We start from the raw sequence: 22,804 nt of genomic DNA on the forward strand, positions 1-22,804 counted from the left end.
CCCGTGAAGGTCCTCGTCATCGGCAGCGGTGCCCGCGAACACGCCCTGTGCCGCTCCCTGTCCCTCGATCCCGCCGTGACCGCGCTGCACTGCGCGCCCGGCAACGCCGGTATCGGCGAGGTCGCCGAGCTGCACCCGGTGGCCGCGCTGGACGGCGCGGCCGTGGCCGCGCTGGCCGGGCGGCTCGGTGCCGGGCTGGTGATCGTGGGACCGGAGGCGCCGCTGGTCGCGGGCGTCGCCGACGCCGTGCGCGCGGCGGGGATCCCGGTCTTCGGCCCCTCCAAGGAGGCCGCGCAGCTGGAAGGCTCCAAGGCGTTCGCCAAGGATGTGATGGCGGGGGCCGGAGTACCCACGGGTCGCTCGTACGTTTGTACGAATCCCGAGGAGGTCGAGGAGGCGCTCGACGCCTTCGGGGCTCCGTACGTCGTCAAGGACGACGGTCTCGCCGCGGGCAAGGGCGTCGTCGTGACCCCCGACCTCGATGCCGCCCGGGCGCACGCCAACGCGTGCGAGCGCGTGGTCATCGAGGAGTTCCTCGACGGACCCGAGGTCTCCCTCTTCGCCGTCACCGACGGCGAGACGGTGATCCCGCTCCAGCCCGCCCAGGACTTCAAGCGCGCCCTCGACGGCGACGCGGGCCCGAACACCGGCGGCATGGGCGCGTACTCCCCGCTGCCCTGGGCGGACCCGAAGCTGGTCCGGGAGGTGCTGGAGACCGTGCTCCAGCCGACCGTGGACGAGATGCGCCGCCGCGGCACCCCGTTCTCCGGCCTGCTGTACGCCGGGCTCGCGATCACCTCGCGCGGTGTACGGGTCATCGAGTTCAACGCCCGCTTCGGCGACCCCGAGACCCAGGTCGTCCTCGCCCGCCTCAAGACCCCGCTGGCCGGCGTCCTGCACGCCGCCGCCGAGGGCACCCTCGCCGATCTGGCCCCCCTGCGCTGGAGCGAGGACGCGGCCGTCACCGTCGTCGTCGCCTCCCACAACTACCCCGGCACCCCGCGCACCGGCGACCCCATCACCGGCCTCGACGAGATCGCCGCCCAGGACGCCCCGTACGCCTATGTCCTGCACGCCGGTACCCAGCGCGACGGTGACGCCGTCGTCAGCGCCGGTGGCCGGGTCCTGTCGGTCACCGCGACCGGCGACGACCTCACCGAGGCCCGCGAGCGCGCCTACCGCGCCCTCGCCCGCATCCATCTCGACGGCTCCCAGCACCGTACGGACATCGCGGCCGACGCGGCGGCCGGAGCCCGACCCCAGGCCCAGGCCCAGGCCTGAGCGGAAGGGCCCCGCAGCGGTGCCGACCAGCAGTGCTGCCCCACTGAACCCCCCAGGCCCCGATTCCGTCTCAGGAATCGGGGCCTGATCCTTGCCCTGTGTCATCCACCTCTCCCCAAAGCCATTCCATCGAGTGACCGGTCCCCCATCCGGCTGACGGGGGCCCGACCCCCAACTAGGGTGCGGCGCAAGCGTTCCGGCACTTGGCCCACCGGCATTGCGATGTCAGTGGCGGGTGCCACAGTGGGGGAGTGAGCAACGCCAGGAAAGCGTCAGGACGGCAGGGAGGGGGCGAGGTCCGGTCGTGACAGGCATCGGAGCGGAGACAGGATCCCAGAGCGCGCGGGCCCGGGCGCTGGCCGTACTGCGGGTGCGCAGCCGTGCGCTGGCCGTGGCCCTGCTGCCGGCCGCCGCCGCGGTGATCCTGCTGGCCGGCGGCTCCACCGGGCAGTTCGTCGGAGAGGGCTGGGACATCGCCCGCTGGGTCGCCGGGGTGCTCGCCGTCCTGGTGCTCGCCGCGGCCGGGGTCATCGCCCTGGTCATCGCCCGCGCGCGCCCCGCCGTGACGCCGACGGTCGCCATCCCCGAGGAATCCGCCCCGGACCTCTACCGGCTGGTGCGCGATCTCGCCGACCGGCTCGACGTCCCGGCGCCCTCCGCCATAGCGCTCACACCGGACTGCGACAGCTGGCTGGAGGACCGTACGCATCCGGCCCAGGGCGGCCCGCCCCCGTCCGGCCACGCCGACGAGATCGCGGGCGTCGGCCGCGCCCACCGCCGCGGTTCCGCCGCGCCCGTCCTCGTCATCGGCTCCCCGTTCCTGTGGTGGATGCGCGTCGGCGAGCTGCGCGCGGTCCTCGCCCCGGTCGTCGCGGGTACGGGACCCTCCGCGCACCCCGACATAGCCGCCGCCCGGCGTTTCGTCCGGGGTCTGGACGCCGCCGTGGCCGTCACCGCCACCGCCGGGCGCGATCCGGTCTCCCGCGCGGTGCTCGCCGGGATCGGCTCGGTGGCCAGGATGCTGCTGCGCGGCTGCCGGGTGCACGCGGCCGAGATGGAGCGCGGGGTCGCCGCCGCGGCGGCCGAGCGGGCCCAGGCCGTGGACTACGGGCTGCGGATCGTCGCCCAGGAACAGGTCGGCCTCGCCTACGCGGGCTGGGACCGGCTGCTCACCCGGGTCGCGCTGCCCGCCTGGCGGATGGGCCGCTGGCCGTCCCGGCTGGACGCGGGCGTGGTCGCCGCGCTCACCGAGCTGTCCCGCCGAGACCGGCTGGCCGAGGGCTTCGCCTCCCGCCTCGGCGAGCGCCCCGCCTGCGATCTGCTCGAAGAGCCCGGCGTGATCGACGAGGCCACCTCGCTCCTCGCCGCCCGCCTCTTCCACGGCGGCCCCGCCGAGGCCGGCCCGGACTGGTCGCCGGTGGACTGGCAGGAGTACCCGGACGAGGTCGTGGACCGCAAATGGCGTACGGACGCCGCCCGGCTCCACCGCGTCCTCGACGCCCTCGGCGTCCGCCGCACCGGCGGCCCCCACTCCGACGCCCCCACCCTGGACCGCGTGCTCAGCCACCTCACCGAGCCAGCACCCGCCCCCACCTATGGGCCGCTCCCCGAGCCGCCGCCCAGCCAGGAGGCCGCCCCCACCCACGGGCCTCGCCCCGAGCCGTCGCCCACCCCCGCCACACCCACCACCCAAGGGCCGCTCCCCGACCAGCGGCCCGACGACTCCCGCTCCCGGACCACCACGGCCGCCGACGGGGCCACGGGCTCCCCGCCGGTCACGGGTTCATCGCCGTCCAGCGATTCGCATACGGCCACGGACTCGCCGCCGCTCAGTGACTCGCCGCCGCCCAGTGACTCCCAGACGCCGAGTGATCCCCAGACGCCCAGTGATCCCCAGCCGGTCACGGACCCTCCGCCGGTCCCCGACTCCCCGTCGACCAGCGACTCCCCGTCGGCCGGCGACCCGCACGCGGCCCCCGACTCCCCGTCGACCAGCGACCCGCAAGCGGCCCCCGACTCCCCTGCGCTCACGCACTCCCCCTCAACCACCCCCGCCGACTTGGCCCCCCCTGCCGACGAGGCCACCCCCTCCCACCCGCCCACCAACACCCCCGAGGCCGCCCCCTCCCAAGACCCCCTCTCCACCCAGGCCCCCGCCCCATCCCAAGACCCGCCCTCCCCCCAAGACCCGCCCCCCGCCCAAGACCTCCCCCCCACCCAAGACCCCTTCCCCGAAGAAGACCTGATCCCCACCACCACCGCCCGCAGCACCACCCTCGCCGAACGCCTGAGCAGCGAACTCGCCCGCGAGGAAGCCGCCCAGGCCGCCCAGGCTGCCCGGGCCGCCCAGGCCGCCACCTCCGCCCAGGCCGCCGACGCCCGTGCCACCGCGTCCCTCCCTGGCGCCGACCTCTGGGACGACGGCACCCTGCCCCTCTTCCCCCTCCAGCCGCCCCGCAGCCCGCGCGAGCTGCTCGCCGACCATGTCACCGCGATGGTGTGCTGTGCCGCGATGGACACCGCCGGTGCCAAGCCCGGTCTGGACTGGCTCGACGGCCCGTCCCTGATGGTCGCCGGCGAGCGCTCGACCGACCTCACCCCAAAGGTCCTCAGCCTGCTGGAGCACGGCGACCCGGCCCCCCTGCGTGGCTGGCTCACCAAGACGGGCATACGCCCGGAGAAGCCCGTCCGGCTGGTCTGACCCCCCTCACTCCGCCCCACACCACACCACCCCACACAACCCCCACCAACCGGAACCCCGTCATCCACTTTCGACCAATCGAAGACGAACCGTGACGGATCAAGTGCGCAATGTGATGTGCTGGGCCCGATCGCGCACATGGCAAGCGCGTACGACTTACGCACAAGCGCGTACGACCTACGCACACGGGGGCAGGGGAGGGGAGCATCACGGTGTCGAAACGCGTCCGCCGCTGGGAGTCGGGAGCGCTGGCACACGCGGTGTCGGACCCCTTCGGCCAGGGCCCGGTCCCCTGGCTGCGCGGCAGCGAGACCTACTTCGACGACTCCGGCCAAGTGGTCCCCTGGTACGTCGACCGCGTCGACGGCACCGACCCCCACCAGCCCCCACCAGCCACCTCCCCCTCCCTCACCACACCCCCCACCCCCAGACCCGCCCCCATCTCCACCTCCACCTCCACCCCCCGCTCAGCCGACGACGTACACCGCCAGATCAAGGGCTTCATCTCCACCGGCGCCGTCGCGCCCGGCGAGGCGGTGGACTTCCACATCACCGTCGATCCGCCCCAGGAATTCGCCGTCGACATCTACCGCATCGGCCACTACGGCGGTGACGGCGCCGCGAAGATCACCACCAGCCCCCGGTTGTCCGGCATCGTGCAGCCCCCACCGCTCGCCGCCGACCGCTCGGTCTCCTGCCACCACTGGTGGCTGTCCTGGCGCTTGCAGATCCCCTCGTACTGGAGCATCGGCGCGTACGTCGCCGTGCTGACCACCGCCGACGGCTACCGCTCGCACATCCCCTTCACCGTCCGCGACAGCCACCCGGCCGATCTGCTGCTCCTGCTGCCCGACATCACCTGGCAGGCGTACAACCTCTACCCGGAGGACGGCCGTACCGGCGCCAGCCTCTACCACGCCTGGGACGACGAAGGCCGGCTGCTGGGCGAGGCCGACGCGGCGACCACCGTCTCCTTCGACCGCCCGTACGCGGGCGCGGGCCTCCCGATGCATGTCGGCCACGCCTACGATTTCATCCGCTGGGCCGAGCGGTACGGCTACGACCTCGCCTACGCCGACGCCCGCGATCTGCACGCGGGCCGGATCGACCCCACCCGCTACCGGGGCCTGGTCTTCCCCGGCCACGACGAGTACTGGTCGGCGAACATGCGCCGGACCGTCGAGCTGGCCCGAGACAGCGGTACGTCCCTCGTCTTCCTCTCCGCCAACACCATGTACTGGCAGGTGGACCTGGCCGCGTCCCCGTCCGGCGTCGCCGACCGGCTGCTGATCTGCCGCAAACGCAAAGGGCCCGGCCGCCCGCTGCTGTGGCGGGAGATCGACCGCGCCGAACAGCAGACGATCGGCATCCAGTACGCGGGCCGGGTGCCCGAGCCGCATCCGCTGATCGTGCGCAACGCCGGGCACTGGCTGTGGGAGGCGACCGGCGCGCACGAGGGCGACGAGCTGCCCGGCCTGGTCGCGGGCGAGGCCGACCGCTACTTTCCGCGCACCCCGCTCCCCGAGCACGACGAACGCACCCTGCTCGCCCACTCCCCGTACACCGACGGCGACAGCACCCTGCGCCACCAGGAGACCTCCCTGTACCGCGCCCCGTCCGGCGCCCTGGTCTTCGCCTCCGGCACCTTCGCCTGGTCCCCGGCCCTGGACCGCCCCGGCCATGTCGACGCCCGCGTCCAGCGCGCGACCGCCAACCTCCTGGACCGCATCTGCAAACGCGACTGAGATCCGCGACGGAGGCCATCACCCCCCCGAAGCGGCCCCCCGCCCCCCCGAAGCGCTCCCCACACCCCTCCCCGCGCCCCCGGTCCCCGCCCCCACCCCCCATGCGGGACAATCGAACCCGTTGGACACCAGGACGGAGAACAACCGTGTCCGGATTCGTAGAAAAGCCCGAGCCGCTCCAGGTCCCGGGCCTGGTGCATCTGCACACCGGCAAGGTGCGGGAGCTGTACCAGAACGCGGCGGGCGAGCTGGTGATGGTCGCTAGCGACCGCATCTCCGCCTTCGACTGGGTGCTGCCGACCGAGATCCCCGACAAGGGCCGGATCCTCACCCGGCTCTCCCTGTGGTGGTTCGACCAGCTCGCCGACCTCGTACCGAACCACGTCCTGAGCACCGACCTGCCGCCCGGCGCCCCCGCCGAGTGGGCAGGCCGCACCCTGGTCTGCACGTCCCTGCGCATGGTCCCGGTCGAGTGCGTGGCCCGCGGCTACCTCACCGGCTCCGGCCTCACCGAGTACAACGCGTCCCGTACGGTCTGCGGACTCGCCCTCCCCGAGGGCCTGGCCGACGGCAGCGAACTGCCCGCCCCGATCTTCACCCCCGCGACCAAGGCGGCCGTCGGCGAGCACGACGAGAACGTCCCGTACGAGGAGGTCGCCCGCCAGGTCGGCGCCGACATCGCCGCCGAGCTGCGCCAGGCGACCCTCGCGATCTACTCCCGTGGCCGGGACATCGCCCGCGAGCGCGGGATCATCCTGGCCGACACCAAGTTCGAGTTCGGGTACGACGGGGAGCGGCTGGTCGTCGCCGACGAGGTGCTGACCCCGGACTCCTCCCGCTTCTGGCCGGCCGACACCTGGCAGCCGGGCCGCGCGCAGCCGCCGTACGACAAGCAGTTCGTACGGGACTGGCTGACCTCGCCGGAGTCCGGCTGGGACCGCAAGAGCGAGCGGCCCCCGCCGCCGCTGCCCCAGCGGATCGTGGACGCCACCCGCGCCAAGTACGTGGAGGCGTACGAGCGGCTCACGGGCATGAGCTGGGAGTGACGCGCCCTACGCGTCATCCGTAGCGCGCGCAACGAAAAGGGCCCCCGGATACCGGGGGCCCTACTGGAGCGGACGACGAGGTTCGAACTCGCGACCTCAACCTTGGCAAGGTTGCGCTCTACCAACTGAGCTACGTCCGCAGCGCGCTGTAGCACTGAAATGCTCCGGCATCGAAGTGCTGTGACACCGAAGTGCTGTGACACCCAGGTGCTCCGGCATCGAAGTACCGAGACACCGAAATGCCGTGGCGCGACTGCAACTATACCCAACCCCGCTCCCGCGCGATCCGCACCGCCGTATGCCGGTTCTCCGCCCCGAGCTTGGAGACGGCCGACGACAGATAGTTCCGTACGGTCCCCTGGGAGAGCGCGGCCCGCTCGGCGATCTCCGCGACCGGCGCCCCGTCGGCCGCCAGTTCCAGCACCTCGGCCTCGCGCACGGTCAGCGGCGAGTCCCCGGCGGAGATCGCGTCGGCGGCCAGATCGGGGTCGACGTAACGGTTTCCGGCGTGCACGGTCCGGATGATCTCGGCGAGCCGCTGGGCGCTCACCGTCTTGGGGACGAACCCCCGCACACCCGCCGCGAGCGCCCGCTTCAGATGCCCCGGACGCCCATGGCTGGTGACGATCAGCACCCGGCAGTCGGGCAGCTCGGCCCGTAGCCATGTGGCGACCTTCACGCCGTCCGCGCCCGGCATCTGAAGATCGAGCACCGCCACGTCGGGCGGGTGCGCCCGCGCCATCGCCAGGGCCTCGGGCCCGCTCGCCGCCTCGGCGACGACCACCAGATCGTCCTCCAGCGACAGCAGCGCGGCCAGCGCCCCACGGATCAGATGCTCGTCATCAGCGAGCAACACCCTGACCATCACCCGACGCCCTCCACCCCGACGCCCTCCACCTCGACCTTCTCCACCTCGGCGCCCTCCAACCAGACCCCCTCCACCCGATCACCCACGCCAAGCCTCACACCCATGCCCGTACCTCACACCCACGCCTCACAGCCACCTGCCCCGCCCACGCCAACACCCACCCGCCCCGCTCACGCCAGAACCCCACTCCCCCCAACCCCCACCGACGTCCCCAACGGCACCTCCGCCACCAGCCGGAACCGCCCCCCGCCGACCGGCCCCGCTTCCAGTGTCCCGCCCACGGCGGCCAGCCGCTCCCGCAGCCCGGCAAGCCCGGACCCCGCGCCCCGGGACCCCTCACCCCCGCGCCCAGCGCCGCCACCCCCGCTCCCGCTCCCCGCACCCCCCTTCCCCACCCCATCGTTCTCCACGGTCAGCACCGCACCCCCCTCCCGCATCCGCAACCCCACCGAACACCACCCCGCGTCCCCATGCCGCAGCACATTGGTGGTGGCCTCGCGGACCACCCAGCCGAGCGCCGACTGCACCGCGCCCGGCAGCCCGCCCGCCAGCGCCTCCCCGCGCACCTCGCAGCTGATCCCGGCCGCGTCCAGCACCCCTTGCGCACCGGCGAGTTCGACACCCAGCTCGGCCTCCCGGTACCCGCGGACCACATCGCGCACCTCGCGCTGCGACTCATGGGCGATCCGCTGCACCTCGATCATCTGCTCCACGGCCTCCGGCCGCTCCCGCCGCGCCAGCTGCACCGCCAGCTCGCTCTTGAGGGCGATCACCGCGAGATTGCGGCCGAGGACATCGTGCAGATCCCGCCCGAACCGCAGCCGCTCCTCGGCGACCGCGAGCCGTGCCCGGGTCTCGCGGGCGGCGTCGAGTTCGTAGACCGCGTTCAGCAGCCAGACGGAGAAGAAGGAGGTGACGCAGAGGAACGCGCCGCCGAGCAGGGTGGTGAGCGAGCTGGTCAGCACGGACCGGCCGGACGCGCCGACCACCCAGGACAGCACGGCCATACCCAGCGAGAACCCGGTCACCAGATACACGCTGTGCCGCCGCTCGCGCATCGCGATCGTCAGCGACCCGACCCCGAAGATCAGCACCCCGCCGGCCACCGCGCCCAGCGCCGTGCGGGCGTCCGTATCGCCCGTGTCGGTGCCGGCGAGGGCGAGACAGCCGCCGGCGACCAGCACGGTGGTGGCCCCGAGCCCCCACATCGTCCCGACCGGCCGGCGCCGCCGCCCGCACACCCAGCTCAGCGACCGTGAGGCGGTCACCCCGCAGTACAGCGCGTGCGCGGTGACCATCAGACACACCCAGACGGCGGTCTCCGGACTCCCGAACCCGTTCAGCCCGAACAGCGGCAGCCCGAAGAAGACGACCTCCATCACCGTGAACAGATGGAACGACCAGCGGGTGTACGTCTCCACCTTCGCCGGCGTGCTCTTGCTCCGCCACCAACCGTCGGTCCTGCTCATGTCCCTGATCCTCAGCAAGATCCTCAGTCGATCCTCATCGCCGCGGCTCCCACCGGAACCACCGCCGTACAGCAAACACCGACACAACCGTCCAGGCCAGCGCGGTCACGACGGCCGCCAGTACTTCGCCGCCCGACAGCGCCCCCGTCCAGCCCCCGCGCACCAGCGTCACCACCGGCGACAGCGGCAGCAGCTCGCACACCGCCGCCACCCGGTCCGGCAGCAGCTCCAGCGGTATGGTGACCCCCGACGCGATCATGGACACGAACAGCAGCGGCAGGCTCGTCACCTGGGCGCTCTCGGCGGTCCGCGTCCAGGAGGCGGTGACCGCGCCGAGCGCCGCGCACATCACCAGCCCCAGCAGCACCCCGAGCACCGCGAGCGGCAGCGCCTTGGGCGCCTCCATGTCGAGCAGCAGCGCGCAGAACACCGCCAGCAGCACCGACTGCCCGAGCCCGATCGCCAGGGACGGCAGCGCGGCCCCGACCAGGATCTCGTTGTCCCGCAGCTCCCCGGTGCGCAGCCGCTTGAGCACCAGTTCCTCGCGGCGCACCACGTACACCGCGGTCAGCGCGGCGTACACGGCGAACAGCAGGGACATGCCGATCGCCGCGGGCAGCAGCATCGTGCCGATGTCCAGGCCGTTCGCCTCCAGGTCCATCTCCCCGGCGGCGCTGCGCAGACTGACCGGCACCACCAGCGGTACGAACACGGCCGTCACCAGCGTGGTCCGGCTGCGCCCGAGCAGCGTCAGTTCGGCCCGCGCGAGCGCGCCGAGGCGCCCGGCGACGGTCGTCGTACCGCCCCGCCCGGCCGTGCCCGCCTCGACCGCCGTCCGTGTCGTGCCCGTGCCCGTGCTCGTGCTCATCGGGCCACCCCCACCGTCATCGTCTTCGCGTCTCCCGAGCCCCCCGAGCCTTCTGGGCCGTCTGAACCCTCTGAGTCCTCCGCCGCGGCCCGTCCGGCGATCCCCAGGAACGCCTCCTCCAGCGACGCCGACCGCACATCCAGCCGGCGCAGCTCCACCCCCGCCCGCGAGGCCCACACCAGCACTCCGGTGGCCGCCCGCTGAAGATCCATGGTCCGCAGCCGTACGACGTTGCCGTGCACCTCGTGCCCGTCCACGCCCAGCTCGGCCAGCGGCGGCAGATCGCCGAGGAAGTAGCCGTCGGGCAGCTCGAAGGAGATCCGGGACGGCTGCGCGGCGGTCACCTCGGCCGGGGTCCCGGTGGCCGCGATCCGCCCCTTGTGCATGATCGCCAGCCGGTCGGCGAGGGACTCGGCCTCCTCCAGATAATGCGTGGTCAGCAGCACGGTGGTGCCGGTGTCACGCAGCGAGGCGACCAGTTCCCAGGTGTCCCGGCGCCCCTCGGCGTCCAGCCCGGTGGTCGGCTCGTCCAGGTACAGCACCTCGGGCCGGCCGAGCAGCGCCAGCGCCAGATCCAGCCGCCGCCGCTCCCCGCCGGACAACTGCTTGACCCGTACGTTCCCCTTGTCGGCCAGCCCGACCAGCCCCAGCGCCTCCCGGTGGGGCCGCGCCCCGCTGACACAGCCCGCCCACATCCGGACCGTCTCGGCCACGGTCAGCTCGGACGGAAAGCCGCCCTCCTGGAGCATCACCCCGGTCCGGGGCCGTACGTAGGACCGCTCGCGGTAGGGGTCACGCCCGAGGACGCGCACCTGCCCCCCGTTCGGCTCGGCGAGTCCTTCCAGCAGTTCCACGGTGGACGTCTTGCCGGCGCCATTGGTGCCCAGCAGCGCGAAGATCTCGCCCCGGCCGACGGAGAACGTGATCCCCCGCACGGCCTCGAAACCGCCCCCGTACACCCGCCGCAGTCCGGTGACCTCGATCACGTGCTCGTTGGTTTCCATGAACTCAGCTTCCCGGCGGCCGGGCCGTGCCGGCAGTGCGCGCTGTCATCACTCGGCATGACAAATGTCAGATCCCGACAAGCCCCGACGGACAGCCCACGGGGCACCACCCCACGAAGCCCGGCACACGCAAGTCCCGTGCATACGAAAAAACCCCCGGCGGAACCGGGGGCTTCATCTATCTCTTCTGGAGCGGACGACGAGGTTCGAACTCGCGACCTCAACCTTGGCAAGGTTGCGCTCTACCAACTGAGCTACGTCCGCATCGCCTCCGACCGGCTCTCACCGATCGGCGCGTGCACCAGCCTACCTGATCCAATTGAGTGGTCGGGACGGCGATGCAGAGCGGGTGACAGGGATTGCACACTGCGCCTTCCCCCTGGAAGGGGGATGTTCTACTACTGAACTACACCCGCGCGACCTTCTGAGCTGGGCTTTTCGGCCCCGCTCGGTGGCGTGCTCCAGACATTAGCTGATCAGCAGGGGGGTAGCGCAAGTCGGCTGCTCCCAGGGCCCGCTGACGGACCCTGAGGCACCCGACGGCACCCGGAAGCACCCAGAAGCACCCAGAAGAGGTGCCCGATGCCCGGGCGGGCGTCAGCGCGCGGCGGCGAACGCCTCGTAGACCCTCTTGGGGATCCGGCCACGGGCCGGCACGTCCATCTTGTTCGCCTGGGCCCAGGCGCGTACGGCGGCCGGGTCGGGAGCGATCTCGGTCTGCTTGAACGCCCGGCCGGACCTCGACCGCTTGCGGCCCGCCTCCACGTAGGGCGCGAGCGCCTTACGCAGTTTCTTGGCATTGGCTTCATTCAGGTCGATCTCGTACGACTTGCCGTCGAGTCCGAAGGCGATCGTTTCCGCCGCTTCCGAGCCGTCGATGTCGTCAAAGAGCGTGACCACGACCTTCTGCGCCACGAATATCGGTCCCTTCGTGCGGCACGTTGCCAATTCATTTGTACAGTGCCCGACAATGTATTGCGAGGCTCGACTAAATCCTTCCGCGTGTCCGAACGCAATAGGTATCGGGTGTCGATCCGGGATCTTTCCCGGAAATTTTCGCGAACAGCGGCTCCCACGCGGGGCCGTGACCGTTCTCACGTAGCTTCCTACAAGTCGACGCGCGTAGAAATTTTGTGCGGGTAGTCTGAAGCCAACTGTAGGAACCTGCTCAGCACCACACACCGGGAGTGCCCGTGGCACGCGTCGTAGTCGACGTCATGCTCAAGCCGGAGATCCTCGACCCCCAGGGCCAGGCGGTCCAGCGTGCGCTGCCCCGCCTGGGTTTCGACGGGATCTCCGACGTACGTCAGGGAAAGCGATTCGAACTGGAAGTTGACGGGCCGGTCGACGACGCGGCGCTCGCCCGTATCCGCGATCTCGCGGAATCCTTCCTCGCCAACACGGTGATCGAGGACTTCACGGTGAAGGTCGAAGAGGCGGCGGAAGTCGCGGGGGCCGCGAAGTGACCGCTCGTATTGGCGTCGTCACTTTCCCGGGCAGTCTCGACGACCGTGACACCCAGCGCGCGATCCGGCACGCGGGTGCCGAGCCGGTCGCCCTGTGGCACAAGGACACCTCCCTCCAGCAGGTCGACGCCGTGGTGCTGCCCGGCGGGTTCTCCTACGGCGACTATCTGCGCGCCGGTGCCATCTCCCGCTTCTCGCCGGTGATGGCGACCGTCATCGAGCAGGCGCGGGCCGGACTGCCGGTGCTCGGGATCTGCAACGGCTTCCAGGTGCTCACCGAGGCCCATCTGCTGCCCGGCGCCATGCTCGGCAACGACCATCTGCACTTCGTCTGCCGCGACCAGAAGCTCCGCGTGGAGAACACGGACACCGCCTGGACCGGTGACTACACGGACGGGCAGGAGATCCACATCCCGCTGAAGAACATGGACGGGCGGTACGTCGCCGACGCGCGCACCCTCGACATGCTGGAGGCGGAGGGCCGGGTCGTCTTCCGCTACCTGGACGTCAATCCCAACGGCTCCCTGCGCGACATCGCGGGCATCACCAACGAGGCCGGGAATGTCGTCGGCCTCATGCCGCACCCGGAGCACGCCGTCGAGCCGCTCATCGGCACCGGCCGCACCGACGGCCTCCCCTTCTTCACCTCGATCCTCAAGAAGCTGGTCACCGCATGAGCCGGACTCCCCTGGACACGGTCGAGCACGCGACCGCGACCCCGGATGTCGAGCTGCCCTGGGCCGAGCTCGGCCTCAAGAAGGACGAGTACGAGCGGGTCGTGGAGATCCTCGGCCGCCGCCCGACCGGCGCCGAACTCGCCATGTACTCGGTCATGTGGTCCGAGCACTGCTCGTACAAGAGCAGCAAGGTCCACCTCCGCCAGTTCGGCGAGAAGGCCCCGCAGTCGGACGCCCTGCTCGTCGGCATCGGTGAGAACGCGGGCGTCGTGGACGTCGGCCAGGGCTACGCGGTCACCTTCAAGGTCGAGTCGCACAACCACCCCTCCTATGTCGAGCCCTACCAGGGCGCGGCCACCGGCGTCGGTGGCATCGTCCGCGACATCATCGCGATGGGCGCCCGCCCGGTCGCGGTCGTGGACCCGCTGCGCTTCGGCGCCGCCGACCACCCCGACACCAAGCGCGTCCTGCCGGGCGTCGTCGCGGGCATCGGCGGCTACGGCAACTGCCTGGGCCTGCCCAACATCGGCGGCGAGGTCGTCTTCGACCCCTGCTACCAGGGCAACCCGCTGGTCAACGCCGGCTGTATCGGCGTCATGCGGCACGAGGACATCCACCTCGCGAAGGCGTCCGGCGCGGGCAACAAGGTCATCCTGTACGGCGCCCGGACCGGCGGCGACGGCATCGGCGGCGCCTCGATCCTGGCCTCCGAGACCTTCGACGACGCGAAGCCGAGCAAGCGCCCCGCCGTCCAGGTCGGCGACCCCTTCCAGGAGAAGCTCCTCATCGAGTGCACCCTGGAGGCGTTCGCCGAGAAGCTGGTCGTCGGCATCCAGGACCTCGGCGCGGCCGGCCTGTCCTGCGCCACCTCCGAGCTGGCCTCGAACGGCTCCGGCGGTATGCGCGTCACCCTGGACGACGTACCGCTGCGCGACTCGACGCTCTCGCCCGAGGAAATCCTCATGAGCGAGTCGCAGGAACGCATGTGCGCGGTCGTGGAGCCGGCGAAGGTGGACCGCTTCCTGGAGATCTGCGAGAAGTGGGACGTCATCGCCACCGTCATCGGCGAGGTGACCGACGGCGACCGCCTGGAGATCTTCTGGCACGGCGGCAAGATCGTGGACGTCGACCCGCGCACGGTCGCGCACGACGGCCCGGTCTACGAGCGCCCCTACGCCCGCCCGTCCTGGCAGGACGCCCTCCAGGCCGACGACGCGAACAAACTGCCCCGCCCGGCGACCGCCGCCGAGCTGAAGGACCAGGTCCTGAAGCTGGTCGCGTCCCCCAACCAGGCGTCGAAGTCCTGGATCACCTCCCAGTACGACCACTTCGTGCAGGGCAACACGGTCCTCGCCCAGCCCGAGGACTCGGGCATGATCCGCATCGACGAGGAGACCGGCCTCGGCGTGGCCCTCGCCACGGACGGCAATGGCCGCTACGCCAAGCTCGACCCCTACAAGGGCGCCCAGCTCGCGCTGGCGGAGGCGTACCGGAACGTGGCGACGACCGGCGCCAAGCCGCTCGCCGTCTCCGACTGCCTGAACTTCGGCTCGCCGGAGGACCCGGCGGTGATGTGGCAGTTCGCGGAGGCCGTACGGGGTCTCGCGGACGCCTGCCAGCAGCTCGGCACCCCGGTGACCGGCGGCAATGTCTCCCTCTACAACCAGACGGGCGAGGTGGCGATCCACCCGACGCCGGTCGTCGCGGTCCTCGGCGTGATCGACGACGTGGCCCGGCGCACCCCGGTCGCCTTCCAGGAGGAGGGCCAGCTGCTGTATCTCCTCGGCGACACCCGCGAGGAGTTCGGCGGCTCGGCCTGGTCGCAGGTCGTCCACGACCACCTCGGCGGACTGCCCCCCGAGGTCGACCTGGAGCGCGAGCGCCTGCTCGCCGAGATCCTGATCTCGGCCTCCCGCGACGGCATGATCGACTCCGCGCACGATCTGTCCGACGGCGGTCTGATCCAGGCGGTCGTGGAATCGGCGCTGCTGGGCGGCAAGGGCGCCCGGCTGATCGTCCCGGACGGCCTGGACGCGTTCACCTTCCTCCTCTCCGAGTCGGCCGGCCGCGCGCTCGTCGCCGTCCCCCGCTCGGAAGAGGTCCGCTTCAACGACATGTGCGGCGCCCGGGGCCTCCCGGTCACCCGCATCGGTGTCATCGACGGCGACGCGGTGGACGTCCAGGGCCACTTCGCCCTGTCCCTGCCCGAGCTGCGCGAGGCCCACGAGGGGACGATCCCGGCGTTGCTGGCGTAACGCGCATACGTATCGATCGGGCCGTCGCCCCGGGAATCTGCGGGTTCCCGGGGCGGCGGCTTGTTCGTGTGCGGTTTGCTGCCACGGGGTCCTGCTAACTTCGCCGGGTTGTCGTATCGACGCTCGGAGGGGGAACGTCCGTGCAACTCCCGGACGGAATACGCAAGTCCGCGAATGTTGTGCTCTGCCTGGTGGCCGTCGCCGGGATCGGCTTCAGCGGCCGGGAGATCTGGCAGAACCTGCACAGCCGCTGGCAGATCGACGCCGGGTGCGGGGGGCTGGTCCCGGCGGGGCGGGTGCTGGCGCTGGACCGGGCGGGCGGGGAGATCATCCATCGGCGGGCGGATTCCGGGACCATCGAGCTGGACGGTCTCCCCGAGGGCGTCGAGCAGTGCGATCTGTTCAGCGAGGAGGCGGGGGGCCGGTGGTTCTTCATCGGCGCGGTCGGGGTGCACCCGATGGAAGCCGCACTGGTCACCGACGATCAGATGCTGCCTCCGGTGGATCAGTTCGACTCGCGCACCTATCCCGCCCAGCCGCTCGGCGGCGGCATCACCGGCTCCCTGGACGACCAGGGCGTGCGGGTGGAAATGCCCTGCACCGGAGGGGAAGTGGCGGGCAAGCCGGTGAAGGCCCTGTGGGCGTGGGCGGGCCTGGAGCCGCCCTCGATCTTCACGGATTGGGGCCAGCCCGGTGACGACGACCGCGACGTCCTCGCCGAGATCGCCGTCATCACCGCCAACAACCTCGCCGAGCGCCTCGGCTGCGCCGAACGGCTGCCCGATCCGCCCGCCGACCTTCCCGCCCTGCCCGAGGGCCCGGTCCCGGTCGGGCGGGCCGAGGGCACCTGCGCCTGGTACCGCGAGTCCGGCCTCGCCGCCCGGACCGGCTTCCCGGACGAGGTGCTGGAGGGACGGGTGGACGACACTCTGAGCGACGAACCCTGCGCACTCGTCGTGAGCAGGAGCGAGGCCCTGGCCACCTACCGCGCCCTCCAGGAGGAACGCGATCTGCTCAGTTCCCCGGATCTGCCCGGCCAGTGGTTCGTCACCCTGCACACCTACCGCGGTGAGCAGGCGAAGAACGTGTCGGCGGCGGGTGGCTCCGGCGACGACATCCCCGCCCGCCCCGGCACAGCCGGACGTACCCCCGGCAATACGGTCTGGTGGGCCTCCTCCCAGTGCGACGGCACCCCCCAGCTCCACACCATGACCATCGGACACGGCTACGACCGGGTGGTGGCCGCCGACGCGGAAGACCTCTTCCGCGTCTACGTCACCGAGATCACCGACCGCCGCGACTGCACGGACCTCGCCTTCCCGGAGTCCGACTCCTTCAGCCGCCCTCAGGACTAGAGACCCACTTGCACGAGATTACGTACTTCCGTAATCTCAACCCCGTGAACGACCCGACCCTGGAACAGCGCGTCACCGACCTCGAACGCCGGCTCGCCGCGCTGGAGGCCGCCGCCCCCACCGGATCCCGCTTCGGCGAGGGCGACTTCTGGGCACTGGAAGGGCTCAAGGCCCAGCTCGCGGAGCTGGAGGCGGCCGACGGGGGCGTGCTGTACACCGGCGCGGTCCGGCTGCCCGGCGGTGAGTACTACGAGTGGCAGTACGGCCGGCTGACCTCGGGGCTGATGGAGGGCGACTGGACGGAGACCGCCGACGCCTTCGCCGCCCTCGGCCACCCCGTCCGGCTGCGGCTGCTGCGCGAGATCATCGGCGGCCGGCGCACCGCCGCCGAACTCGCCGAGCTGGACGGCGTCGGCACCACCGGCCAGATCTACCACCACCTGCGCCAGCTCACCTCCGCAGGCTGGCTGCACACCAGCGGCCGGGGCCGCCACGAGGTACCGCCGGCCAGGGTCGTACCCCTGCTGGTGGCGCTGACGCTGGCCCGCCTATGACCACGACCGCAGCTCCAGGAGACCTCAAGGGGGACCCGATGACCGCCCGCAAACTCGCCATGACCGCCTTCCGCTGGCTGCTGCTCGTCTTCCTCGCCCTGGTGATCGCCGATGTCACCTTCGACCTGTTCGACCCCTGGTGGCTGACCCTGTCCCCGCTGGTCCTGGCGTACGTCGTCGTCATCGTCGGCAATCGCTGGGGCGGCGCCCCCGACAGCGCACGTCTCGCCCGCGAGCCGGTGGAGGTCGGCCCGCCCGTCACCGGCCGCTGGTCCGCCCTGAACAGCCCGGCCGACCGCACCCCGAGCCACGGCGTCCACTCCTACGCCCAGACCTACGCCATCGACATCGTCGCCGAGCCCGACCCGGAGGCAGAGCCCCGCACCCGCCCCGCCTTCCGCCTCCTGTGGCCCATGACCCGCCGCAACACCGACTTCCCCGCCTTCGACGCCCCGCTGGTCTCCGTCGCCGACGCCACCGTCGTCCGCGTGAGCGACGGCCAGCGCGACCACCTCAGCCGCAACTCGCTGCCCGCGCTGGTCTACCTGATGATCATCGAGGCGACCGTGCGGGAACTGACCGGCGCCCATCGCATCCTCGGCAACCACCTCGTACTGGACCTCGGCGACGGCCACTACGCCCTGTACGCCCATCTGAAGCAGGGCTCGGTCACGGTCCGCGAGGGCGACCGGGTGCGGGCCGGGGAACCTCTCGCCCACTGCGGAAACTCCGGCAACTCCACCGAGCCGCATCTGCACTTCCAGCTGATGGACGGACCGGATCCGGTGGCCGCCCGGGGTATCCCGTTCCACTGGCGGGGGATCGGCGTGCCGCGCAACCGGGAGACGTTCCAGGCCCCCTGGGAACAGCCCGCCCCGGCCCCGAAATAACCGCACACCCCTCCCCCGTCGCCCCCGCATAGGCTCTCCCCATGCCCCCGGCCACCAAGCGCCCCCGCGCCTACGACCCCGCCAAGACCCGCGCGGCCGTGCTCACCCAGTTCGGGCAGGTCCGCGACGCCGTGCGGGAGCTGGACGACGAGCGGCTCGCGCGTCCCACCCGGCTCGGTGACTGGACCGTGCGCGAGCTGGCCGCGCACCTCGCCCTGACGGTCGCCGCCACCGGCCGCGCCCTGGCCCGCGAGGCACCGGCCAAAGCGGACACCGCGCTGCTCGACCACCCGGCGGCCACCGTCCTGTCCGCCGAGTCCGTCGCCGAGGGCACCCGGCGCCTGGCCGCCGCCCACCCCGACCTGACCGCCCTGTACGCCACCACCGGGGACGACCTGACCGCCCGTCTCGCCGAGGTCGCCCACCCGCAGACCCGGATCGTCGACTTGCAGTCCGCCGCGATGACCCTCACCGATTTCCTGGTGACCCGCGTGATCGAGCTGGTCGTCCACACCGACGACCTGAACGCCGCCGTGCCGGAGCTGGCGATCCCGTACGACCGGCAGGCCCTGGCCATCTGCACCCGGGTGCTGGCCGACACCCTCGCCGCGAAGGCCCCCGGCGGTGCGACCGAGGTGCGGATCCCGCCGTTCGCCGTGGTGCAGTGCGTCGAAGGGCCCCGGCACACCCGGGGCACGCCGCCCAACGTCGTGGAGACCGACCCGCTGACCTGGATCCGCCTCGCCACCGGGCGGCTGACCTGGCCGGACGCGCTCGCGGACGCCAAGGTGAGCGCGAGCGGCGAGCGGGCGGACCTCTCCGCGCTGCTGCCCCTGATGCGCTGAGGGCGGCGGCGCCCCCCCGGCGGCGGACCGAACCGATACCCCCCGTCCCCGGCGGCGGACGGAACCGATCCTCCCCCCGCCCCCGGCGGCGGACGGAACCGATCCCCCCACCCCTCCCGTCGAACGGACATGTACCGGAAAAAGCAGCTGGACCCGTCCGGGAAGACCCGGCGGCTGACCCTGACGGCGGTCGCCCTCCTCCCGCTGGCCGCCGCCTGCGGCACCGACCGCAGCGGCTCCGCCTCGGTGGGCGCACCCCCGCCCGTGACCGGGGTGCACTGGAACGTCGAGAGCGTCACCGTCGACGGCACCACCCAGGACGCCCCGGCCGGCGCCCACGTCACCATCGACGCCGGCGGCGGGGCCCAGGGCAACTACGGATGCAACCACTTCACCGCCCAGGCCGAATTCGACGGCGACCGGGTGCGCCTCGGCGACGCCACCATGACCGAGATGGCCTGCGCCGACGAGCCGATGGCCTTCGAGCGGACCCTCGCGGCCACCCTCGCCGCGGGCGCCCTCACCACCGAGATCACCGGCGACCGCCTCACCCTCACCACCGACGCCGGGGACACGGTCCGCCTCACCGAGGAGCGGCCCGCGGGGCTGTACGGCACGAAATGGAACGTAACGGCACTCGGTGCCACCGGCGCCGACTCCACCACCGGCTCCCTGCCCGGACCGGCCGCACCCCACCTCACCTTCGACCGCGAGACGGGAGCCGTCAGCGGAAACCTGGGCTGCAACCAGGTGAACGCGCAGGCGACGGTCGGCGACGGCGTTATCACTCTCGGCACGCCGTCGACGACCCGAATGATGTGCGACGCCTCACTCATGGACACCGAGAAGACGCTGCTGCGCCTCTTCGATGCCACGGCCGAATACCGCCTCGACCATCGCACCCTCACGCTGACCAGCGAGAACGGCGAAACGGTGACGGCCGTCGCGGATCAATGATCGTTTGCGCGGCGAAGGAATTTCCCGTTCCCCAATTCGGACCAGTGGTCGATCTCGCCTACACTCGGTGCCGTGCCACGTGGTGACGGTCGACTCAGTCATGATCTGCTCCCCGGTGAGAAAGGCCCCCAGGACGCTTGCGGCGTCTTCGGCGTCTGGGCTCCGGGCGAAGAGGTCGCCAAGCTCACTTACTTCGGGCTCTACGCCCTCCAGCATCGAGGCCAGGAATCCGCGGGAATCGCGGTCAGCAACGGCTCACAGATCCTCGTCTTCAAGGACATGGGCCTGGTCTCCCAGGTCTTCGACGAAACCTCGCTCGGTTCCCTCCAGGGTCATATCGCGGTCGGTCACGCCCGCTACTCGACCACCGGCGCCTCCGTCTGGGAGAACGCCCAGCCGACGTTCCGCGCCACCGCCCACGGGTCCATCGCCCTCGGGCACAACGGCAACCTGGTCAATACCGCCCAGCTCGCCGAGATGGTCGCCGACCTCCCCAAGCAGGAGGGCGGCCGGGTCCCGCGCGTCGCGGCCACCAACGACACCGACCTGCTGACCGCGCTGCTCGCCGCCCAGGCGGACACCGACGGCCGGCCGCTCACCATCGAGGAGGCCGCCCACTCGGTCCTCCCGCAGGTCAAGGGCGCCTTCAGCCTCGTCTTCATGGACGAGCACACCCTCTACGCGGCCCGCGACCCGCAGGGCATCCGCCCGCTGGTCCTCGGCCGCCTGGAGCGCGGCTGGGTCGTCGCCTCCGAGTCCGCCGCCCTCGACATCTGCGGCGCCAGCTTCGTCCGCGAGATAGAGCCGGGCGAGTTCATCGCCGTCGACCAGAACGGCCTGCGCACCTCCCGCTTCGCAGAAGCGAAGCCCAAGGGCTGTGTCTTCGAGTACGTGTATCTGGCCCGCCCCGACACCGACATCGCCGGGCGCAACGTCTACGCGAGCCGCGTCGAGATGGGCCGCCGGCTGGCGAAGGAAGCCCCGGCCGAGGCCGACCTCGTCATAGCGACCCCGGAGTCCGGCACCCCCGCCGCGATCGGCTACGCGGAGGCGTCCGGCATCCCCTTCGGCAACGGCCTGGTGAAGAACGCCTATGTCGGCCGTACGTTCATCCAGCCCTCCCAGACCATCCGCCAGCTCGGTATCCGCCTCAAGCTGAACCCGCTGAAGGACGTCATCAAGGGCAAGCGCCTGGTCGTCGTGGACGACTCGATCGTGCGCGGCAACACCCAGCGGGCCCTGGTGCGCATGCTGCGCGAGGCCGGCGCGGCCGAGGTCCACATCCGGATCTCGTCGCCGCCCGTCAAGTGGCCCTGCTTCTTCGGTATCGACTTCGCCACCCGCGCCGAGCTGATCGCCAACGGCATGACGGTCGACGAGATCGGCACCTCGCTGGGCGCCGACTCCCTCTCCTACATCTCCATCGACGGCATGATCGAGGCGACCACCATCGCCAAGCCGAACCTGTGCCGCGCCTGCTTCGACGGCGAGTACCCCATGGAGCTTCCGGACCCGGAGCTGCTCGGCAAGCAGCTGCTGGAGACCGAGCTGGCCGCCGGTCCGGCAGCCACGGCCGCGGCCGACGCGATCCGTCGCCCGTAAGCCCCGCAGCAACCAACCCGAAAGATTCCCAGGCAATGTCTTCTGTGTCCGACCCCTCGCCGCCGGCGACGGGCGCCCTGGCCGGTGCTTCCTACGCCGCCGCCGGCGTCGACATCGAGGCGGGCGACCGCGCGGTGGAGCTGATGAAGGAGTGGGTGAAGAAGACGCGGCGCCCCGAGGTCCTCGGCGGCCTCGGCGGCTTCGCCGGCCTCTTCGACGCCTCCGCCCTCAAGCGCTACGAGCGCCCCCTGCTGGCCTCCGCCACCGACGGCGTGGGCACCAAGGTCGACATCGCCCGCCGGCTCGGTGTGTACGACACCATCGGCCACGACCTGGTCGCCATGGTCATGGACGACATCGTGGTGTGCGGCGCCGAGCCGCTGTTCATGACCGACTACATCTGCGTCGGCAAGGTCCACCCCGAGCGGGTCGCCGCCATCGTCAAGGGCATCGCCGAGGGCTGTGTGCTGGCCGGCTGCGCCCTGATCGGCGGCGAGACCGCCGAACACCCGGGTCTGCTGGGCGAGGACGACTTCGACGTGGCGGGCGCCGGTACGGGCGTCGTGGAGGCCGACCGGCTGCTCGGCCCGGATCGCATCCGTACGGGTGATGCGGTGATCGCCATGGCGTCCTCCGGTCTTCACTCCAATGGATACTCCCTGGTCCGCCATGTGCTGCTGGAGCGGGCCGGGCTCGCCCTGGACGCCGAGATCGCCGACCTCGGCCGCACACTGGGCGCGGAGCTGCTGGAGCCCACCAAGATCTACTCCCTGGACTGCCTGGCGCTGACCCGCACCACGGACGTCCACGCCTTCTCCCATGTGACCGGCGGCGGACTCGCGGCGAACCTCGCCCGGGTCGTCCCCGACACCCTGCACGCCGTTGTCGACCGCTCCACCTGGACCCCGGCCCCGATCTTCGACCTGGTCGCCCGCACGGGCTCCGTCGAGCGCCTGGAGCTGGAGAAGACCCTGAACATGGGCGTCGGGATGATCGCGATCGTCCCCCAGGACTCGGCGGACGTGGCCCTGGCCACCCTGGCGGACCGCGGCGTCGAGGCATGGGTGGCCGGCGAGATCACCGACCGCGGCGAGGAGACCACCGGCGCGAAGCTGGTGGGCGACCACACCGACTAGGAACCGCCCAGGAGCTGAGCCAGGGGCCGACGGGGGTGTGCCTGCGCCGACTGCGACGCGCAGGCCCCGAAAGCAGCACAAATCC

The 22,804-nt window shown here is 71.8% G+C and carries 19 protein-coding genes and 3 tRNA genes; 14 read left to right on the forward strand and 8 right to left on the reverse strand.

Features of this window, described 5'->3' with window-relative positions; all coding sequences use genetic code 11:
• Nucleotides 1-3: 3 nt before the first annotated feature.
• The 4 genes from purD (at nucleotide 4) to ACFRFC_RS13365 (ending at nucleotide 6,773) form a co-directional block, all read left to right on the forward strand.
• Nucleotides 4-1,281, forward strand: coding sequence for a phosphoribosylamine--glycine ligase (gene purD, locus ACFRFC_RS13350; protein WP_382682306.1), 1,278 nt, complete (start codon nucleotides 4-6; stop codon nucleotides 1,279-1,281).
• 304 nt (nucleotides 1,282-1,585) lie between these two features.
• Nucleotides 1,586-3,982 carry a hypothetical protein gene (locus ACFRFC_RS13355; RefSeq protein WP_383112616.1) on the forward strand — a complete coding sequence of 799 codons (2,397 nt, stop codon included), beginning with the start codon at nucleotides 1,586-1,588 and terminating at the stop codon, nucleotides 3,980-3,982.
• A 212-nt stretch (nucleotides 3,983-4,194) separates the two neighbouring features.
• On the forward strand, nucleotides 4,195-5,727 hold the full coding sequence (locus ACFRFC_RS13360; RefSeq protein WP_382682301.1) for a N,N-dimethylformamidase beta subunit family domain-containing protein: 1,533 nt from the start codon (nucleotides 4,195-4,197) through the stop codon (nucleotides 5,725-5,727).
• A gap of 146 nt (nucleotides 5,728-5,873) precedes the next feature.
• Complete coding sequence (locus ACFRFC_RS13365; RefSeq protein ID WP_382682299.1) at nucleotides 5,874-6,773, forward strand: phosphoribosylaminoimidazolesuccinocarboxamide synthase; 900 nt, start codon at nucleotides 5,874-5,876, stop codon at nucleotides 6,771-6,773.
• Between the two features lie 64 nt (nucleotides 6,774-6,837).
• On the opposite strand, the gene ACFRFC_RS13370 is transcribed toward ACFRFC_RS13365, so the two are convergent.
• The 8 genes from ACFRFC_RS13370 to ACFRFC_RS13405 form a co-directional block, all read right to left on the reverse strand.
• Nucleotides 6,838-6,913, reverse strand: a tRNA-Gly gene (locus tag ACFRFC_RS13370).
• Between the two features lie 119 nt (nucleotides 6,914-7,032).
• On the reverse strand, nucleotides 7,033-7,638 hold the full coding sequence (locus tag ACFRFC_RS13375) for a response regulator transcription factor (protein WP_382682297.1): 606 nt from the start codon (nucleotides 7,636-7,638) through the stop codon (nucleotides 7,033-7,035).
• A gap of 173 nt (nucleotides 7,639-7,811) precedes the next feature.
• Entirely contained in the window at nucleotides 7,812-9,110 is a 1,299-nt protein-coding gene (locus ACFRFC_RS13380) for a sensor histidine kinase (protein WP_382682294.1), read from the reverse strand.
• 34 nt (nucleotides 9,111-9,144) lie between these two features.
• Nucleotides 9,145-9,978 (reverse strand): ABC transporter permease, encoded by an 834-nt coding sequence (locus tag ACFRFC_RS13385; RefSeq protein ID WP_382682291.1) that lies wholly within the window; start codon nucleotides 9,976-9,978, stop codon nucleotides 9,145-9,147.
• Nucleotides 9,975-10,982, reverse strand: coding sequence for an ABC transporter ATP-binding protein (locus ACFRFC_RS13390; protein ID WP_382682288.1), 1,008 nt, complete (start codon nucleotides 10,980-10,982; stop codon nucleotides 9,975-9,977). The genes ACFRFC_RS13385 and ACFRFC_RS13390 overlap by 4 nt, the downstream gene beginning before the upstream one ends.
• Nucleotides 10,983-11,170: 188 nt before the next feature.
• Nucleotides 11,171-11,246, reverse strand: a tRNA-Gly gene (locus ACFRFC_RS13395).
• Between the two features lie 80 nt (nucleotides 11,247-11,326).
• Nucleotides 11,327-11,398 (reverse strand) — tRNA-Gly (locus ACFRFC_RS13400).
• A gap of 181 nt (nucleotides 11,399-11,579) precedes the next feature.
• Entirely contained in the window at nucleotides 11,580-11,897 is a 318-nt protein-coding gene (locus ACFRFC_RS13405; RefSeq protein WP_382682286.1) for an Lsr2 family protein, read from the reverse strand.
• A 278-nt stretch (nucleotides 11,898-12,175) separates the two neighbouring features.
• On the opposite strand from ACFRFC_RS13405, the gene purS reads away from it, so the two are divergent.
• The 10 genes from purS (at nucleotide 12,176) to purM (ending at nucleotide 22,719) form a co-directional block, all read left to right on the forward strand.
• Complete coding sequence (gene purS / locus ACFRFC_RS13410; RefSeq protein WP_382682283.1) at nucleotides 12,176-12,448, forward strand: phosphoribosylformylglycinamidine synthase subunit PurS; 273 nt, start codon at nucleotides 12,176-12,178, stop codon at nucleotides 12,446-12,448.
• Nucleotides 12,445-13,125, forward strand: coding sequence for a phosphoribosylformylglycinamidine synthase subunit PurQ (gene purQ / locus ACFRFC_RS13415; RefSeq protein ID WP_382682280.1), 681 nt, complete (start codon nucleotides 12,445-12,447; stop codon nucleotides 13,123-13,125). The genes purS and purQ overlap by 4 nt, the downstream gene beginning before the upstream one ends.
• Nucleotides 13,122-15,380, forward strand: a complete 2,259-nt coding sequence (gene purL, locus ACFRFC_RS13420) for a phosphoribosylformylglycinamidine synthase subunit PurL (RefSeq protein WP_382682277.1) — start codon at nucleotides 13,122-13,124, stop codon at nucleotides 15,378-15,380. The genes purQ and purL overlap by 4 nt, the downstream gene beginning before the upstream one ends.
• A gap of 140 nt (nucleotides 15,381-15,520) precedes the next feature.
• On the forward strand, nucleotides 15,521-16,735 hold the full coding sequence (locus ACFRFC_RS13425) for a hypothetical protein (RefSeq protein WP_382682274.1): 1,215 nt from the start codon (nucleotides 15,521-15,523) through the stop codon (nucleotides 16,733-16,735).
• Nucleotides 16,736-16,779: 44 nt separating this feature from the next.
• Complete coding sequence (locus tag ACFRFC_RS13430; protein WP_382682272.1) at nucleotides 16,780-17,289, forward strand: ArsR/SmtB family transcription factor; 510 nt, start codon at nucleotides 16,780-16,782, stop codon at nucleotides 17,287-17,289.
• 38 nt (nucleotides 17,290-17,327) lie between these two features.
• The gene (locus tag ACFRFC_RS13435; RefSeq protein ID WP_382682858.1) at nucleotides 17,328-18,179 is read left to right on the forward strand and encodes a M23 family metallopeptidase; all 852 of its coding nucleotides are present in this window, start codon (nucleotides 17,328-17,330) and stop codon (nucleotides 18,177-18,179) included.
• A gap of 41 nt (nucleotides 18,180-18,220) precedes the next feature.
• A complete protein-coding gene (locus tag ACFRFC_RS13440) occupies nucleotides 18,221-19,024 on the forward strand; it encodes a sterol carrier family protein (RefSeq protein ID WP_382682269.1) in 804 nt (267 codons plus the stop codon).
• Nucleotides 19,025-19,153: 129 nt separating this feature from the next.
• A complete protein-coding gene (locus ACFRFC_RS13445; RefSeq protein WP_382682266.1) occupies nucleotides 19,154-19,981 on the forward strand; it encodes an META domain-containing protein in 828 nt (275 codons plus the stop codon).
• A 72-nt stretch (nucleotides 19,982-20,053) separates the two neighbouring features.
• Nucleotides 20,054-21,583 carry an amidophosphoribosyltransferase gene (gene purF / locus ACFRFC_RS13450; protein ID WP_382682264.1) on the forward strand — a complete coding sequence of 510 codons (1,530 nt, stop codon included), beginning with the start codon at nucleotides 20,054-20,056 and terminating at the stop codon, nucleotides 21,581-21,583.
• Between the two features lie 35 nt (nucleotides 21,584-21,618).
• Entirely contained in the window at nucleotides 21,619-22,719 is a 1,101-nt protein-coding gene (purM, locus tag ACFRFC_RS13455; RefSeq protein ID WP_382682261.1) for a phosphoribosylformylglycinamidine cyclo-ligase, read from the forward strand.
• Nucleotides 22,720-22,804: the final 85 nt, after the last annotated feature.

It is taken from the genome of Streptomyces sp. NPDC056734, from assembly GCF_042790455.1.
Classification (GTDB): Bacteria; Actinomycetota; Actinomycetes; order Streptomycetales; family Streptomycetaceae; genus Streptomyces.

Coding starts and splice junctions, on each gene's coding strand:
- ACFRFC_RS13380 (WP_382682294.1), bottom strand. CDS start 9,110: ATGAGCAGGACCGACGGTTGGTGGCGGAGCAAGAGCACGCCGGCGAAG.
- purL (WP_382682277.1), top strand. CDS start 13,122: ATGAGCCGGACTCCCCTGGACACGGTCGAGCACGCGACCGCGACCCCG.
- ACFRFC_RS13440 (WP_382682269.1), top strand. CDS start 18,221: ATGCCCCCGGCCACCAAGCGCCCCCGCGCCTACGACCCCGCCAAGACC.
- ACFRFC_RS13445 (WP_382682266.1), top strand. CDS start 19,154: ATGTACCGGAAAAAGCAGCTGGACCCGTCCGGGAAGACCCGGCGGCTG.
- ACFRFC_RS13390 (WP_382682288.1), bottom strand. CDS start 10,982: ATGGAAACCAACGAGCACGTGATCGAGGTCACCGGACTGCGGCGGGTG.
- ACFRFC_RS13375 (WP_382682297.1), bottom strand. CDS start 7,638: ATGGTCAGGGTGTTGCTCGCTGATGACGAGCATCTGATCCGTGGGGCG.
- ACFRFC_RS13385 (WP_382682291.1), bottom strand. CDS start 9,978: ATGAGCACGAGCACGGGCACGGGCACGACACGGACGGCGGTCGAGGCG.
- ACFRFC_RS13435 (WP_382682858.1), top strand. CDS start 17,328: ATGACCGCCCGCAAACTCGCCATGACCGCCTTCCGCTGGCTGCTGCTC.
- purM (WP_382682261.1), top strand. CDS start 21,619: ATGTCTTCTGTGTCCGACCCCTCGCCGCCGGCGACGGGCGCCCTGGCC.